The sequence below is a fragment of the Vibrio satsumensis genome (assembly GCF_050337435.1).
Taxonomy (GTDB): domain Bacteria; phylum Pseudomonadota; class Gammaproteobacteria; order Enterobacterales; family Vibrionaceae; genus Vibrio; species Vibrio satsumensis.
This window is the reverse complement of the sequence record NZ_JAKJSX010000025.1, coordinates 1-13975: the sequence shown is the minus strand read 5'-3', so window position 1 is coordinate 13975 and position 13975 is coordinate 1. Positions and strand designations below refer to the sequence as shown.

Below are 13975 nucleotides of genomic sequence, written 5' to 3'. Positions count from 1 at the left end.
GTTTAAGATCCGCTTAAATTCCTAGGGGCTGCCTGATTTTTAAAGCGCTAACATAGTATTGGATAACCTATTACAAGCAGACCGTCTCTTTATTGATTGAGACCGAGTTCTGCTTGTTTCTTTTTGGTTAGCCCCAAAGACACAATTCGGTGTGATTCTGTGAGGTAGTATCTCAGCTCCTCATCCCTTTCTGGTGTGCTTTCAAAAAGCTGAATCCACTTCATACCACGCGAAGCAAAGTAGGGAGCAGGTTTATATCCGGGCTCCTCTTTCAGAAAGTCGAAATTCTGATCGGACGCTTTGAAGATAAACGCGGGCTCGTCGTTCGGCCCCCAACCACCAATCGCAAACACCTTCCCTCCCACTTTCCATACGTGGGAGCTATTCCACTGCATCACATAGCTGGTGGCAGGTTGTGACTCGCAGAATGCATTGAACTCGTCGTATGTCATAGAGCGTCCTTTCAATAGGTTAGTGTTGGATTTGTGCTTATTTCTTTATTAACATTTCCGTTATGAACTAGCCAGCTAAGCCCTGCCAGATAGCCGTAAAGCCACTGATAGAACATAACAATAAAGAACCGATACGTATCTTCTCTTTAGGAATGCTTTGTGTGGTCATTAACGCCACTTTGTAACCCAACCAAGCCGCAGGAAGCAACGGGATTGTGATGATCAAATGGTGCATCGTGAAGAAGCCAATTGGGATCTGTACCAATAATGAAATGATAGAACTAAACACGAAAAACGCAGAAAGGTTACCACGAAGTTGATTGGCATCTTGGTGTTGAAGTAGCAACGCCATTGGTGGACCACCAATACCTGAACTGGTGCCAAAGAATCCTGAGAAGAATCCAGCAATGCCCATCTTGGTCGGTGTCGGCTCTAACCTAAACGGCAGCAAGCTGACAATCACCGCAAATACTACCAGCAAGCCTAACCAAAGTGATAGCACGCTCGTTGAAACCATCACTAACAAAGCACCACCTGCAATCGAACCTGGAATACGGCCAAGTAGTGCGATTTTTAATCCGCCGATAGAAATGTTTGCTCGGTGTTTAAAGGCATTGAATATAGAAATGAACAGGCCAACAAGACAGATAGGTGCGGGTACATACTCTGGCGAGACTAAAAACAGCAGCGGGGCAGCCACAATAGCCAAACCAAAGCCGATAGCTGTTTGCACAAATGAGCCGACAAAAATGAGTGCCATCGCGATAAGGGCGGTCTGATCTAGGTATTCCATAAGCCTGCGGATTAGTTTTAAAGGAGCGAACGAATACTATAAAGTAAAACGATGGAAATAGTCTTATTATTCAGTGAGGTTTATGCAAGTTTCGCTAGTTATTATTTCGATTATAGCGACTAGTAAAAAGAGAGCGGATATCTCAGGATGTTCTCCTTTCAATGTCCACTCTCTTATTGGATTGCTTATCAATTTTCGCTGCTGGGGGAGTCAGTGTTAAATGTTAAGCCATTGCCAATTTGATGCGCTCAATCGGCTTGTCATTGATTGGTAAATGGATAAGCGCTGCTGCAAATGCCAATACCACCGTTGACCACCAAATTGGCTCGTAAGATCCGTAGTAATCGTAAATACGACCACCAACCCAAGCGCCTAAGAAACTTCCTACTTGGTGAGTAAAAAATACCAAACCGTACAAAGTCGATAGGTAACGTGCACCGAAGATCTGACGAACTAAGCCAGAAGTTAGCGGTACTGTACCTAACCAACAGAATCCAATTGCCCCGCCGAAGATAGCTGCGGTTGATTCCGTTACTGGCAGAGTCACAAACGCACCAATAACCACAGTACGCACTAAATACAGTGCCGACATTACATGACGCTTACTAAACTTATCGCCCATTACACCCCAGAAGTAAGATCCGAAGATGTTAAAGATACCGACATAAGCCAGTGCCATCGCTGCGCTGCTCGCAGGTAAATTCTTGTCTGCTAAGTAACTTGGCAAGTGTGTCGCAATAAACATCACGTGGAAACCACACACAAAGAAGCCAGCGTGAATCAACCAGTAACTTTTGTTAGAGAACGCTTCAGACAACGCTTCTTTCAATGTTTGATTGTCTTCTGCTTGAGCCTGTTTGTTTGATGCAGCTTTGGGCGCACGCATGAACAGTGCAAAAGAGATCATCAAACAACACAATACTCCAAACACTTGCATCGCACTTTGCCAATCGAATTCGTTCAACATGTATTGCGCGCCCGGAATCACCGCGAACATACCAAATGAACCGGCAGCCGTGGTTAAACCGAATGCTTTAGCTGCGTGTTCTGCGGGTACTACTTTCGCGACAGCACCCAACACGATCACATAGCTCGTAGCACTTAATCCAAGGCCAACCAGTGCGCCCAATGAAACGTAAAGCATGCTTGATTCGGTAGAAATTGAGGTAAGAAGTAAACCCAAACCGTAAGCACATGCGCCAGCAATAATGATGCGTCTTGCTCCCCATTTGTCAGCAGCCATGCCCACAAAAGGTTGGAACACACCGAACAATAGGTTTTGTAGAGCAATAGCGAAGCTGAAAAACTCTCGACCCGTGCCGAAATGCTCTGAAATTGGCATCATGAAAATGCCGAATGATTGTCTGATCCCTAGACTGATAATAAGTGTGCCGATCCCAAGCCATACCAGTAAAGGAAAACGGAAAATGCTCATTCTAATACTCTTAAATTAATGGTGATGATGTGAGTGCTCTTGCGCAGACATGTGTTGGTCAGTCATTTCGTGGTGGTGTTCGTGCCCAGAATGATCATGGCCTGACTGCTGGTGGCACCCACTGCTTACGGCATGCTGAGCCAGAAGATCAATCAATGGCTGACTGTGATGCACAATAACCAAACTAATGACGAGGAATAACGTCATTCTTGCCAGTTGGGCAAAAAGAGATTGTGAAAACATTAGGTGTTTACATGCGCTCTATGTTGTAAGAAGTCGCGCATCATAATGACGAGTGAGATATGTATCAAATGACCATTTGTGATTTAGTCTATGCGTTTTATGCATAGATCTATGCGTCGCTGGAATTGGGATGAAACATGACCAATAAATAGGAAAACGCTAAGCTCACTGATTCAACGGTAGAAGCGTGTAATTCAGAATAGATACTTGATTTCATGTTCGTAACTGGTTGCTTTATTGAGATATTTCACAAAACTGTAAAAACTAATATACAAACTAATCACCTCACAAGATCGGCTGTTCACTCGACTTATCTGTCAAACATCGTAAATTTGGGCGTAAATCGTTTCAACTGACTGAAACGCGATGTTAAAAGATTCAGGGAGAGTCATTCACATGGATAAAGACCATAACCTTCGCGAAAACTTACTGGCGCTGATCTTAGGTAGCGCATTGGTATCACTCGGCGTTATCTTTTTCAATCAGGTCGGTCTGCTTACCGGAGGCACGGCTGGTCTAGCTATCTTCATTACCAAAGTGACAGACTTGAGCTTTGGCCAAGTGTTCTTCGCACTTAACTTACCTTTCTATATTTTGTCGGTCGCTCGTATGGGGTGGCGCTTCACTATCAATACCTTTATTGCCGTTTCGATTGTTTCGTTCGCTGTGGATCATTTGTATCACGTGATTCAGATTGCCGAAATCCATGCATTGTATGCAGCATTACTTGGCGGCGGATTAATTGGTACGGGCATGTTGGTGATCTTCCGTCACAAGATGAGCTTGGGTGGCTTCAATATTCTGGCGTTGTTCTTACAAGAACGTTTTGGAATTCGAGCGGGTAAGGTTCAGATGGCACTAGACTGTACGATTGTTGTGCTGTCACTGTTTATCGTTGATGTGTCATTGGTTCTGTTGTCTGTACTGGGTGCGATAGTCACCAACTTGATTTTGGCGATGAACCATAAACCGGGGCGCTATCAACCGGTCGTCAAAGCGGAAGCCGCGTAGCTAAGTTCACATAAGCACTAGTTTCGCTCAAACACTAGGCTAGCTTAAGCAAAGTGACTTACAGATTATGAATAGAACAAAGCCAGCATCAATTGCTGGCTTTGTTCTATTCAAATAATGGGTTTGAGCTAGTTCCTATCAGTACTTCTATTGGCACTTACCGCAATCGGCGTCCGACTTGAGCTCACAATCAATCACATTGCCTTGCTTATCCAGTGACAAATTGCAGCACTGTTCGAATAGGTTCTTAAGATCGCCACGACTTTTCTGAACGCGAGACTTCACCGTTGAATAGCTTATGTTTTGTGCTTCTGCGATCTCTTTCTGGCTCTGGCCTTTGATATCAACAGCAAGCAGTAGCGATGAACTTTGTTCTGGTAATGCTTGAATAAACGGCTCAATACACAACGACAGCTTTTGTTTAAACTCAGAGTCATGGTCTAAATCGGCAAACCAGAGATCTTCAGCATCAATTTGGCTGTCACGCTGTTGGCGAGCATGTTTACGGTAGAAGTCGATGATCGTGTGACTCGCTAATTGAAATAGCCACGATTTCACACTGCTTGCATCTTGGACTTTGTGTAAGTTCTGGTATGTCTTAATCAAGATCTCTTGAAGCAAGTCTTCTACATCGGCTGCATTGTTGACCTTAGAGTGCAGAAACGACTTCAACGCTTGTTGATACTCGGCCCAAACCTGTTCTAAGTCCAAAGAAGCCCTATTCAAAGGTGCCCCGTTCAAAGGTGCATCAGTTGCACTGTTCATTCACGCAACACTCGTCTTGTAAGAAATCAATTACGCCTTCTAGGCATTCATACTCTGCCACGCAGAATAAGGTTCTTCCCTCACGTCTTTGGCTGATTAGGCCTGCCGACGCTAGGCTTGAAATGTGGTGAGACAAGGTAGAACCGGGGATACCGAGTTCTTCTTGTAGGCCGCCAACTGCAATGCCTTGGTAGCCAGCTTTAACGACACTCTTATAGATAGTTAGGCGGATAGGGTGCCCCAACTCTTTAAGTGCTTTCGCAACGACTTCTAAGTTCATATTAACTCCTCAAGATTTAATTTCGATAATAGTCGAAATGTATCCCAAATACAAATGTAAAAAGCGTGATTATGTAAGTCATTGAAAATCCGTTCTTTTGAAATTCAATTCGATTTTTATCGAAATAAAGCTTGATCTGTTACTAAATATTTCTATAATTCGAGAATATTCGAAATTAAGGGTTGGTTACTTTCCTCATAGAGTCCGGCCTTCAATCCAGTTTGGAGTTAATTATGAGCAATGAAATGTTAACAATGCTAAAAGACGCACTTGATATGTTCGCTTTCTTAGCAGTAGAGCTAATCATCCTTTTCTTGGCGATCAGCTACATTGTTGGGATTCTCCAAGAGTTTCTTACACCAGAGAAGATTCAATCTATTCTGAGCTCGCGTAACGGTAAGGGTTATGTGGTTGCAGCGCTACTGGGTGCGATTACACCTTTCTGTTCATGTTCGACCATTCCTTTCTTAAAAGGATTGCTGCGTGCTCGAGCGGGTTTCGGTCCAATGATGGTGTTCCTATTCGGTAGCCCACTATTGAACCCTGTGATCATTGGTTTGTTCGTGATTACGTTCGGCTGGCAAGTGGCGGTGTTCTACTTCCTAGTAGCAATGACGGTATCGGTAGTGGCAGGTTACGCACTAGAAAAACTAGGTTTTGAGCGTTACGTAAAAGCAGAAGCGTATGAATCAACAGGTTCTTCTTCAAGCTGTGGTACTAGCTGCGGTGACTCTGCTCCTAAGAAAGCAGCACCAGTAAAAGCTGAATCTTCATGTGGCACAAGTGCATGTGGTGAGCCTGCACCGGTAATGGCGAAAGAGACATCTTGCTGCGATTCTAAAAAAGAAGAGCCACAAGTTACTGTTTCATGCTGCTCAGCGGGTGGAAGCGCAACTGCTGAAATCGTAGAGAAGAAAGAGCCTAGCCGTTGGATGAGAATTTGGTTCTCAACTTGGAAAGACTTCAAACAAGTTTTCCCTTACCTAATGATGGGTATCGCGATTGGTTCATTCATCTATGGCTTCATTCCTACAGACCTAATTGCAGAGTACGCTGGTGAAGGTATGTGGTACGCGATTCCCGTAGCGGCTGTGATTGGTATTCCACTGTACATTCGTGCTGAAGCGGTCATCCCACTAAGTGCTGCTCTAGTTCAGAAAGGTATGGCGTTAGGTTCGGTAATGGCATTGATCATTGGTAGTGCGGGTGCAAGTTTGACTGAAGTTATCCTGCTTAAATCAATCTTCAAAAACCAAATGATTGCAGCATTCCTATTCGTTATCCTAAGCATGGCGATGGGTGCAGGCTTCCTATACAGCTTCATCTTTGGTTAATCAGGTCTGATTCCTCGATAACCCGATTGATAACAAGATACAGATAATAAAAAAGAGCTCACTTAGTTGAGCTCTTTTTTTGTTTGGGTTGTCCCGACCTGAAATGAGTTTAACAAACCATACGTATCAGACTGGGTTTGGTAGTGCCGCCGAAGTACCGTGTGCTGCGAAAGCATTAGTCGCTAATACATCACAGTGGTGACGATTAATCGCATCGCCGTAGTTGTTGGTTATGCCGGGAAACTGAAAACGATACATTGGAATACCGTAGCGGCGTTCTCTCTGCTGACCGATTCGATCTTTGCTTGTCCATAACAGTCGGTTTTTCGCAGTGTAAGTCATGCCGTGCATTTTATTGAAGTACTCTTCGTGACTGCGCATCTGCTCGTATAACTCGATGATGCGTTGTCGGGAGAAGTTCAATATTGTACTCGCTTTAAGCTGGGTTCCCCAACCTGTTAAGACCTTCTCCATGAAGTCTCTTGTGACAAGGCCGGGGCCAGTGAGTAATCCTGCACCTTTGCTTCCGCCAGAGGTATTGGCATTACCTACCAAAGTGCCGTGTCGACCAGGCATGTAGGTTGTGTAGTATTTAGTTGAAGGGGACAAGCGGGGCATTCTTGCTTTAAAAGCGAGTGAGCGTTCGTCTTCCGCGAAAACACATACTATTTGTTTAACGTTTTTACCGAGTGATTTGTAATCCTTGAATGCGTTCATCCCTCCGGGTACTGGATCACAAGCAAAGATGTTAACTGGGATGTGGCTAAGTTCGGGATCTTTGAGCATACGGTTCGCCAATTCAAAGCAACTTACACCACCTCGGCTCCAGCCCACGATGTTCACTTGGCTAATCGGTTTACTTTGGCGCTCAATCGCGATGTTCTGTTGGCGCGCTGCCATACCGTGTTTTAGGTCAGCGGCTAATTCTTGTGAATCTTTCAACCAATCTTGGTATTTCTGGTTGGTTGCAAAAGGCCAAGCCGATTTTGCAGGGCGAGATTCACTGAGCAGTCCTTTCGCTCGCTTCATATAGTCATTCTTATCTTGTTGGTTTCCACGCAAGATATTCAGAACATGGCGCATATTGCTATCAATGCCTTTGCCCAGCAGTGTTCCTCTCACTGCAGAGTAGGTGTCATCTTTGCCTTGCTTCAACCATTCGTTCTGATTGCCACTACCAACCCCATCCACTTGAATGTAGTCAATCATGTCTCTGCCCGTTGCATTCTTTGCTAACGTCGAAATCAATTCGCCAGAAACATAGTTTTTGTGATTGTTGTCTTCTGAGTTTGAGCCTGTACCACAGAAGAATACGGTTAATACGCTCATCCTTTGCCTTTAACACAATTAATTAAGATTGGAATCAGTATAGAAGTGATATGAGAAATTTATAAGATTGAATGAGTTAGAGAGGGGCATTGCTCCGAAAGTTGATGTAATTAGTCTGAAAAAAGTATCGCTATCCAATTTTTGGAGTGCTGTTTATCTATAATTTTAAAATTATCATTAATATCTATGTTTCCGTATTGTTAATGTAATGGTATCAGTATTTTATATTGTTGGTTAATAATTGGACTGTTTTTACATCGATATCTAGTATTTGTATAAGGCCGACCAATCCAATAGCATTCATTAATATTCAGAATGTTACGTTTATTTGACGGTGGAAGTGTCAAAAGTATGGAGTTAATGAATGAGAGATAAATTAAAAATTTACTGTCTTGGGACCCCAATAGTTGATACGGAAAATCGATTTGATATTGCGCAAGTAAGTGATATTGAGCAACTACCAGAGTTGTTAGGTGGTGTGGTTTTTCTAAACACAGAAGCCAGTGTACAAGATGATTTATTAAGTCAACTTCACCGTTGCAGAAAGTTTTGGTCTTGGAAGATTTATGTATTTGAAACTAGCGCATTGTCAGTTTGTTTATCTGATGGAGTTTTAAATCAAGAGACTATCGAGGAAGAGCTGCTCCAACATAGTAGAACGTTGAACAGTGTTTCCGAATCGACGGAGGCTTTAGACCCTTTAATTGGATGGTTAGGGTTAGAGCAAGATCGACGACTAGTCCCTCATCGATCCCTGACTCTGAAATCGATATATTCTTACCCTTTAGTCGACTTATATTATCCAGAGTTGAGTTCTACATATCGTTTTGTTTTGTCAGAAACCAAGCGTGATACGTTTGAATATGATGAGTTGATCAATCGAGTCCGTGTATGTTCTGACTGCGCTAGTGCTCATTTGAATTACATCGAAGTGTGCCCTTCATGTAAAGACATTGATATTACCGAGCGTGTCTCATTACATTGTTTCACCTGTGGTCATGTAGCCGAACAAGGACAATTTAAACGTAACCATAAACTGGAATGCCCTAAATGTTTAACTCAACTTCGTCATATCGGTGTGGATTATGACCGCCCGTTAGAGACTCATTCATGTAACGTTTGTTCTCATTCCTTTTCTGAAGCTGAGACTTTGGCTGTTTGTTTTAGTTGTGATGCCAAGAATGATGTTTCTCAGTTGGTTGTCAGGAAAATCTATTCATTAAAATTAGGTGTGCAGGGCGAGTATATATTTCGTCACGGCGTCAAATTATCTGCTCCAGAGCTGACACTACGCGGCAAAGTAGACAGCGGGTATTTTTCGAACCTCCTTGATTGGGTCAATCGTATCGCTATCCGTCATCAAGAAGAGCATCTTCTCCTAGGTCTGCATCTCCCTGATTTAGCTCAATATGTATCTAAGAATGGAGATGCGAAAATGTTTGCTTTGATCGAGCAAATTACTGAGCGCCTTAACGGTTTGTTTAGAGACTCAGATATTTGTTGTCAGTACAAAAGTGATGTTCTTTTCGTATTTATGCCTAAAGCTAAGATGGAACATATCAATGTTCTGCGTGAAAAAATAGAAGCCCTTTGTCTACTTATTGAAGACGATGATTTTACATTGAATGTGTTTGCTTGGAGCCTTCCTGACCCCATGGTTAAAGAGGAAGTAGGGGCGTGGTTAGAGAGTAAAGTCGGCGAAATTTATGCTGTCGAATAGCCTCAATCTTCAACAATATTTTTGGGGAATGTTACTCGAAAATACAGAGTTATGGCTCATGCTGTTTCCCATGATGGTTATTGTTGAACTGCCACTTTTTTTACTCGTGTTAACAGGGATATTTCGTTGGTCTTATTCTGAGAGTGATATTGAGATAACAGAATACCCGAGCATATCTTTCGTCATTACTTGTTATAGCGAAGGGGATGCGATTGAAATTACGATAGACACACTAGTTGAGCAACTGTATCCCGGAAAGATTGAAGTGTTAGCGGTAGTTGATGGTGCAGCTCAGAATGAAGATACTTATCAAGCTGCGATTCGAGGTGAGCAGAGACATCAATCTGTAAAAAATCGAAATGTTCGAGTTATACCCAAATGGCAAAGGGGAGGAAGAGTATCAACGTTGAATGCTGGTTTAGATAATGCCACCGGCGATTTTGTTATAAATGTTGATGGCGATACTTCTTTTGATAACGATATGGCACTGCAAATGATGAAGCAATTTACTGACAAGAATGTGATTGCTTCAGGTGGTGCGTTGCGTGTAAGAAATTGGCAGGACAACTTACTTACTCGTATGCAGTCTCTAGAATATATGTTGTCTATGCAAGCAGGAAAAACAGGGCTCTCAAATTGGGGAGTGCTAAATAATATTTCTGGAGCCTTTGGTGCATTTAGAAAAAATGTATTAAAACAAGTTGGAGGTTGGGATACGCATACGGCTGAAGATCTCGATTTAACGATGAGGCTTAAGCAATATAAGAAACGCTACCCAAATAATAGATTGGCTTTTACACCAAGAGCTGTCGGTCATACTGACGTGCCTCATACCTTAAAAGGATTAGTACAGCAAAGGCTTAGATGGGACGGAGATTTATTGTTTCTGTTTTTGAGGAAACACAATGAAGGACTAACCCCCCGTTTACTGGGTTGGGGGAATTTCATCTTCACTCTTGTTTATGGTGTTTTGCAAAATGTATTGCTGCCGATTCTAGTTTCAGTGTTCATGTTTTATATATTTTGGGTGTACTCAATGGATTTTGTTGCTGCATTGATGATTCTAATTTATTGCGTGTATTTGTTGACCGTAATTCTATTTTTTACTGTTTACATTGGTTTAGTTTCTGAAAGGGAGAAAGAGGATCTAAGAATGGCTAAATGGCTACCCCTATATCCTTTTTATCAGTTTTTTATGCGGTTGATTACTGCGTTCTCCATGATTAATGAATTATTTAGAAGAAGTCACGAAGAGTCGAGTATGGCTCCTTGGTGGGTATTGAAAAAAGGCAAAAGGTTTTAGCAATGAAAGTAAAATTTCATCTGGATAAAAAAAGTAAACCTCAATCGGATGACGGTGTAAAGGTTGCTTACGGGCAAGCAAAAAGAGGGGGATATCGCTTTCGTTGGTATTTGATCTTGAGCTTGGTAGTAAGCCCCCTTTTATTTGTGGCTTATTTTTTGTTGAAGACAAATTTTCTCGTGATTGCTCCGGCTATTGTTACGTCTTATCCAGTTACTCTGACTGCTAAGGTTGCAGGCATTGTTGGGCCGATTCCCATAGACGACGGAACTCAAGTGGAGCGAGCACAGACTGCAATTCAATTGACGAATTTGGAAATTGAAGCTCAAATTGAGTTTATACATGCGGAGCTGTTAGGGTTAAAAGTCAATTTACCAAGCGATATGGAAGCATTGTACCTAAACGGTATTGCAGAAACACGTCGGAACCTCAGTAAAGTACAGCAAATTCAAAAACGTTATGAAGAATATCGTAAAAAAGGACAAGTATCGGATGTGGATTATGCCAGTATTGTTGGGATGGGTAACTCGCTGAACAACCAGTTGAACCAACAAAAGCTTGATTATCAAAGCGCGAAATTGGCTGAAGAGGAGAGGGAGTTAGCTGGACCAGTTAGTCAGGCTAGACGTTCATTGATGAAAGACTTAGCCCTTAAGCGTGTAAGAGAGCAAGAGTTATCAATAAAGTCTCCTTATGCGGGGCGCGTCGTAGATATACATGTTGTCGAAGGGCAGCGTGTTTTTGAAGGCGATGAGCTAGTGACGATAGCAAAAAATACCGCTCCTCATATCGTGGCTTACCTAGACCCTAAATATTTAGAAGACGCTGTAGAGGGAGCAAATGCGTTAGTAAAGTTTCCTAACGGTAGCTCTTTTGAAGCTGAAGTGTCCGATTCGGTAGAAGTTGTGAGTAAATTACCAAGCCAGTTAGTAAGCCCGTTTGAAGGTCAGCCAGCGTATTTGAAAGTTGTATTGGACTTTATTACAGCACCGCCAGAAGAGTATTGGGTTGAAGGGATGACAGTTGAAGCTCGTTTTTAGTGCGGAAGTTAACTGAACAAAGGAGTAAATGGAGCGATGATCGCTCCATTTTATTTCAACAGCTGTTGGGTTGAATTAGAAGCCTCTTAGATCTAGCTCATTGTTGATCAACACGACACACTGAGAAGCGAACAGCATGTTCGGACCTAAACTGATTTTCTCTGTTCCCAGACGCTTCAAGCTATTGTAGCTTTTCTTCGGCATAGGGATGTGGTCAGTTAGAAGGAAACATGGGTTTTCAGCAATCTCTGCATCACGGATAAAGTCGCCTTTCTTATCCATCATGTACAGCTGGTGGTCTTCTGCTAGCTCTTTAACGAGCTTCTCAAAACTCATAGTACGAACAGTGATGCCCGGTTCAACCTGACGCATCTGTTCTTTTGTCATACCTTGAGAAGCGTCAACCGCTCTTACTACCGCTGATAACAATGCAGACTCATGGAAGCCACCAATGTTGGTGATTTCGTTTGAATCGAATGTAATCGTGCGTGAAAAGTCTTTAGTACTTTCTAATACAAGGTGTACGGTGACATTCTCACGGTGAGATTGAGCAACGAAGATCGTGTTCATCAGAGTATGAGCCAGAATCTCAGTATGAGCATCTTGCCCAACACCTTCTAAGATAAGTTTGCTCTCTGTAGGGGCTGCGCGAGCGCGTAATACAAATGAACGCATGGAATGTACCTTGTCAGTATGTGATAAAGCGAAGCGGGCTTTATCAACATGAATTGATGAATAACCAAAATTGTGGCGGTATGTAACTCTTTTCTATTAATGAAGTCAAATAGAGTTGCGTATAGCGCCAATCAGAAGAACTCTGCGTATTAAATAGAGAATGACCACATTACAAGATGGTAAGGGTTGAAGCGACCCAATGTTTACGTAGATAGTATGCGCAAATTATTAGGTGACTTGCAGAAGGAAGTAGTCGATGAAGTTACAGAAGATCAATAAAGAAGAATACAGAAAGAAGATGAACCTGTTATTGGTTTCGTTGGTTGGTTCTCTCGCCGTGTTTGCCATTGTATTCGGAACCATACTGATTGACCTATTCGGTTCAGGGCAATCAATCGTTGGCGAATCGACAGGTAATTTTCACTTGAACGTATTAGGTGTGATCTTATCAGTCGCCTTGAATGCATTTATCGCGAGTCGTGTAAAAGGGCATGATTACTTCAAAGAAGCACTTTATGTATGGAACCTTAAGCAAATCCATAATCAAATCTATCGTAAGCTAAAGCGTATTCAACCCAAAGCTGAGCAAGGCGACCGAGACGCGCTGACCATCCTTTACTTCTACTACACCACGCAAAAACAGGTATACGACCTAGACAACAACACATTGACGATAAAAACAGTTCAGCAATCGCTAGATAACATCCTAGAACTGAGTGAGAAATGGAGCATTGAGCTAGATATAGAGGCTTTTTCGAAAGATCTAGTCGCAAAGTTTTAAGCAATATGCCCATTATTGTATGAGCTTTGAGCGACGAAAGAACCTTTTGACGTAAAAGTATCCACTTAAGCAAGTTTTTTGAATTTTTATCAAAAAAGGGGTTGCCATGTTTTCGATGATCTCTATAATGCCGCCTCACTGACACGGCAGACGCCGCAAGGCTTCAGCAGTAATCAGTAAGACGGAAAGTTCGAAAGAAATTAATTTTAAAAAGTGTTTGACACTTAAGATTAAATCGCTAGAATTCACGTCCGCTTTCAAGGGTTTCTTTGTAAAAAGAAAGTTTCGATAAGCAAAGCTCTTTAACAATTTAAACCTATCAATCTGTGTGGGCACTCGTTGATGAATATCAAAACGTTATTACTTAGGTAGTAACAGTTACTTCGGTAACAAACTTGATTTCAATGAACTGAGTGACCAATACAAATAACTTCGGTTATTTGGCACAGTCAATTCATTACCATTCTGTTGGAATGGTAATAGCTTTAGAATTACATGTTCATGTTCATGTTTACATGAATATTAGTTTTGAAGTCAGTATTCGTTGAGTCACAAAATCTTAAATTGAAGAGTTTGATCATGGCTCAGATTGAACGCTGGCGGCAGGCCTAACACATGCAAGTCGAGCGGAAACGACACTAACAATCCTTCGGGTGCGTTAATGGGCGTCGAGCGGCGGACGGGTGAGTAATGCCTAGGAAATTGCCTTGATGTGGGGGATAACCATTGGAAACGATGGCTAATACCGCATAATGCCTACGGGCCAAAGAGGGGGACCTTCGGGCCTCTCGCGTCAAGATATGCCTAGGTGGGA

The 13975-nt window shown here is 42.4% G+C and carries 14 protein-coding genes and 1 rRNA gene; 8 read left to right on the top strand and 7 right to left on the bottom strand.

The features are described 5' to 3' along the window. Positions 1-89: 89 nt before the first annotated feature. The 3 genes from L4C44_RS22600 to L4C44_RS22590 form a co-directional block, all read right to left on the bottom strand. The gene (locus L4C44_RS22600) at positions 90-452 is read right to left on the bottom strand and encodes an MmcQ/YjbR family DNA-binding protein (RefSeq protein WP_428805743.1); all 363 of its coding nucleotides are present in this window, start codon (positions 450-452) and stop codon (positions 90-92) included. Between the two features lie 67 nt (positions 453-519). Next, positions 520-1245 carry a sulfite exporter TauE/SafE family protein gene (locus tag L4C44_RS22595; protein ID WP_192891822.1) on the bottom strand — a complete coding sequence of 242 codons (726 nt, stop codon included), beginning with the start codon at positions 1243-1245 and terminating at the stop codon, positions 520-522. A 223-nt stretch (positions 1246-1468) separates the two neighbouring features. Next, positions 1469-2680, bottom strand: a complete 1212-nt coding sequence (locus L4C44_RS22590) for an MFS transporter (protein ID WP_086714277.1) — start codon at positions 2678-2680, stop codon at positions 1469-1471. Between the two features lie 29 nt (positions 2681-2709). Between L4C44_RS22590 and L4C44_RS22585 the strand changes: the two genes are divergently transcribed. Continuing rightward, the gene (locus L4C44_RS22585; protein WP_190960444.1) at positions 2710-2859 is read left to right on the top strand and encodes a hypothetical protein; all 150 of its coding nucleotides are present in this window, start codon (positions 2710-2712) and stop codon (positions 2857-2859) included. A gap of 460 nt (positions 2860-3319) precedes the next feature. Then, positions 3320-3934: a DUF6198 family protein gene (locus tag L4C44_RS22580; protein WP_017065874.1), complete on the top strand. Its 615-nt coding sequence runs from the start codon at positions 3320-3322 to the stop codon at positions 3932-3934. Between the two features lie 147 nt (positions 3935-4081). Here L4C44_RS22580 and sigZ read toward each other — a convergent pair whose 3' ends face one another. Continuing rightward, on the bottom strand, positions 4082-4699 hold the full coding sequence (gene sigZ / locus L4C44_RS22575; protein WP_428805742.1) for an RNA polymerase sigma factor SigZ: 618 nt from the start codon (positions 4697-4699) through the stop codon (positions 4082-4084). After that, positions 4683-4979 (bottom strand): ArsR/SmtB family transcription factor, encoded by a 297-nt coding sequence (locus L4C44_RS22570; RefSeq protein WP_004733042.1) that lies wholly within the window; start codon positions 4977-4979, stop codon positions 4683-4685. Before L4C44_RS22570 ends, sigZ begins: the two co-directional genes overlap by 17 nt. Before the next feature lie 233 nt (positions 4980-5212). On the opposite strand from L4C44_RS22570, the gene L4C44_RS22565 reads away from it, so the two are divergent. Next, complete coding sequence (locus tag L4C44_RS22565; RefSeq protein ID WP_146490364.1) at positions 5213-6313, top strand: permease; 1101 nt, start codon at positions 5213-5215, stop codon at positions 6311-6313. 126 nt (positions 6314-6439) lie between these two features. Here L4C44_RS22565 and L4C44_RS22560 read toward each other — a convergent pair whose 3' ends face one another. Further along, positions 6440-7642 carry a hypothetical protein gene (locus tag L4C44_RS22560; RefSeq protein ID WP_428805741.1) on the bottom strand — a complete coding sequence of 401 codons (1203 nt, stop codon included), beginning with the start codon at positions 7640-7642 and terminating at the stop codon, positions 6440-6442. Positions 7643-8006: 364 nt separating this feature from the next. Between L4C44_RS22560 and L4C44_RS22555 the strand changes: the two genes are divergently transcribed. The 3 genes from L4C44_RS22555 to L4C44_RS22545 are packed head-to-tail and all read left to right on the top strand — an operon-like array spanning position 8007 to position 11705. After that, positions 8007-9362 carry a TackOD1 domain-containing metal-binding protein gene (locus L4C44_RS22555; protein WP_428805740.1) on the top strand — a complete coding sequence of 452 codons (1356 nt, stop codon included), beginning with the start codon at positions 8007-8009 and terminating at the stop codon, positions 9360-9362. After that, positions 9349-10665, top strand: coding sequence for a glycosyltransferase family 2 protein (locus tag L4C44_RS22550; protein ID WP_428805739.1), 1317 nt, complete (start codon positions 9349-9351; stop codon positions 10663-10665). Before L4C44_RS22555 ends, L4C44_RS22550 begins: the two co-directional genes overlap by 14 nt. Continuing rightward, the gene (locus tag L4C44_RS22545; protein ID WP_372385293.1) at positions 10632-11705 is read left to right on the top strand and encodes an HlyD family secretion protein; all 1074 of its coding nucleotides are present in this window, start codon (positions 10632-10634) and stop codon (positions 11703-11705) included. Before L4C44_RS22550 ends, L4C44_RS22545 begins: the two co-directional genes overlap by 34 nt. Positions 11706-11780: 75 nt before the next feature. Here the strand turns inward: L4C44_RS22545 and trmY are convergent, their stop codons facing one another. Next, entirely contained in the window at positions 11781-12380 is a 600-nt protein-coding gene (gene trmY, locus L4C44_RS22540) for a tRNA (pseudouridine(54)-N(1))-methyltransferase TrmY (RefSeq protein ID WP_428805738.1), read from the bottom strand. 256 nt (positions 12381-12636) lie between these two features. Between trmY and L4C44_RS22535 the strand changes: the two genes are divergently transcribed. Both L4C44_RS22535 and L4C44_RS22530 read left to right on the top strand, forming a co-directional pair. Next, positions 12637-13161, top strand: coding sequence for a DUF3087 family protein (locus L4C44_RS22535; RefSeq protein ID WP_086715399.1), 525 nt, complete (start codon positions 12637-12639; stop codon positions 13159-13161). 561 nt (positions 13162-13722) lie between these two features. After that, positions 13723-13975, top strand: a 16S ribosomal RNA gene (locus L4C44_RS22530); the annotation flags it as partial.

What these genes read in the sequence shown, in the direction of transcription:
- L4C44_RS22595 (WP_192891822.1), bottom strand. Translation starts at nt 1,245, where the DNA reads ATGGAATACCTAGATCAGACCGCCCTTATCGCGATGGCACTCATTTTT.
- trmY (WP_428805738.1), bottom strand. Translation starts at nt 12,380, where the DNA reads ATGCGTTCATTTGTATTACGCGCTCGCGCAGCCCCTACAGAGAGCAAA.
- L4C44_RS22590 (WP_086714277.1), bottom strand. Translation starts at nt 2,680, where the DNA reads ATGAGCATTTTCCGTTTTCCTTTACTGGTATGGCTTGGGATCGGCACA.
- L4C44_RS22550 (WP_428805739.1), top strand. Translation starts at nt 9,349, where the DNA reads ATGCTGTCGAATAGCCTCAATCTTCAACAATATTTTTGGGGAATGTTA.
- L4C44_RS22580 (WP_017065874.1), top strand. Translation starts at nt 3,320, where the DNA reads ATGGATAAAGACCATAACCTTCGCGAAAACTTACTGGCGCTGATCTTA.
- L4C44_RS22570 (WP_004733042.1), bottom strand. Translation starts at nt 4,979, where the DNA reads ATGAACTTAGAAGTCGTTGCGAAAGCACTTAAAGAGTTGGGGCACCCT.
- sigZ (WP_428805742.1), bottom strand. Translation starts at nt 4,699, where the DNA reads ATGAACAGTGCAACTGATGCACCTTTGAACGGGGCACCTTTGAATAGG.
- L4C44_RS22565 (WP_146490364.1), top strand. Translation starts at nt 5,213, where the DNA reads ATGAGCAATGAAATGTTAACAATGCTAAAAGACGCACTTGATATGTTC.
- L4C44_RS22560 (WP_428805741.1), bottom strand. Translation starts at nt 7,642, where the DNA reads ATGAGCGTATTAACCGTATTCTTCTGTGGTACAGGCTCAAACTCAGAA.
- L4C44_RS22535 (WP_086715399.1), top strand. Translation starts at nt 12,637, where the DNA reads ATGAAGTTACAGAAGATCAATAAAGAAGAATACAGAAAGAAGATGAAC.
- L4C44_RS22555 (WP_428805740.1), top strand. Translation starts at nt 8,007, where the DNA reads ATGAGAGATAAATTAAAAATTTACTGTCTTGGGACCCCAATAGTTGAT.
- L4C44_RS22600 (WP_428805743.1), bottom strand. Translation starts at nt 452, where the DNA reads ATGACATACGACGAGTTCAATGCATTCTGCGAGTCACAACCTGCCACC.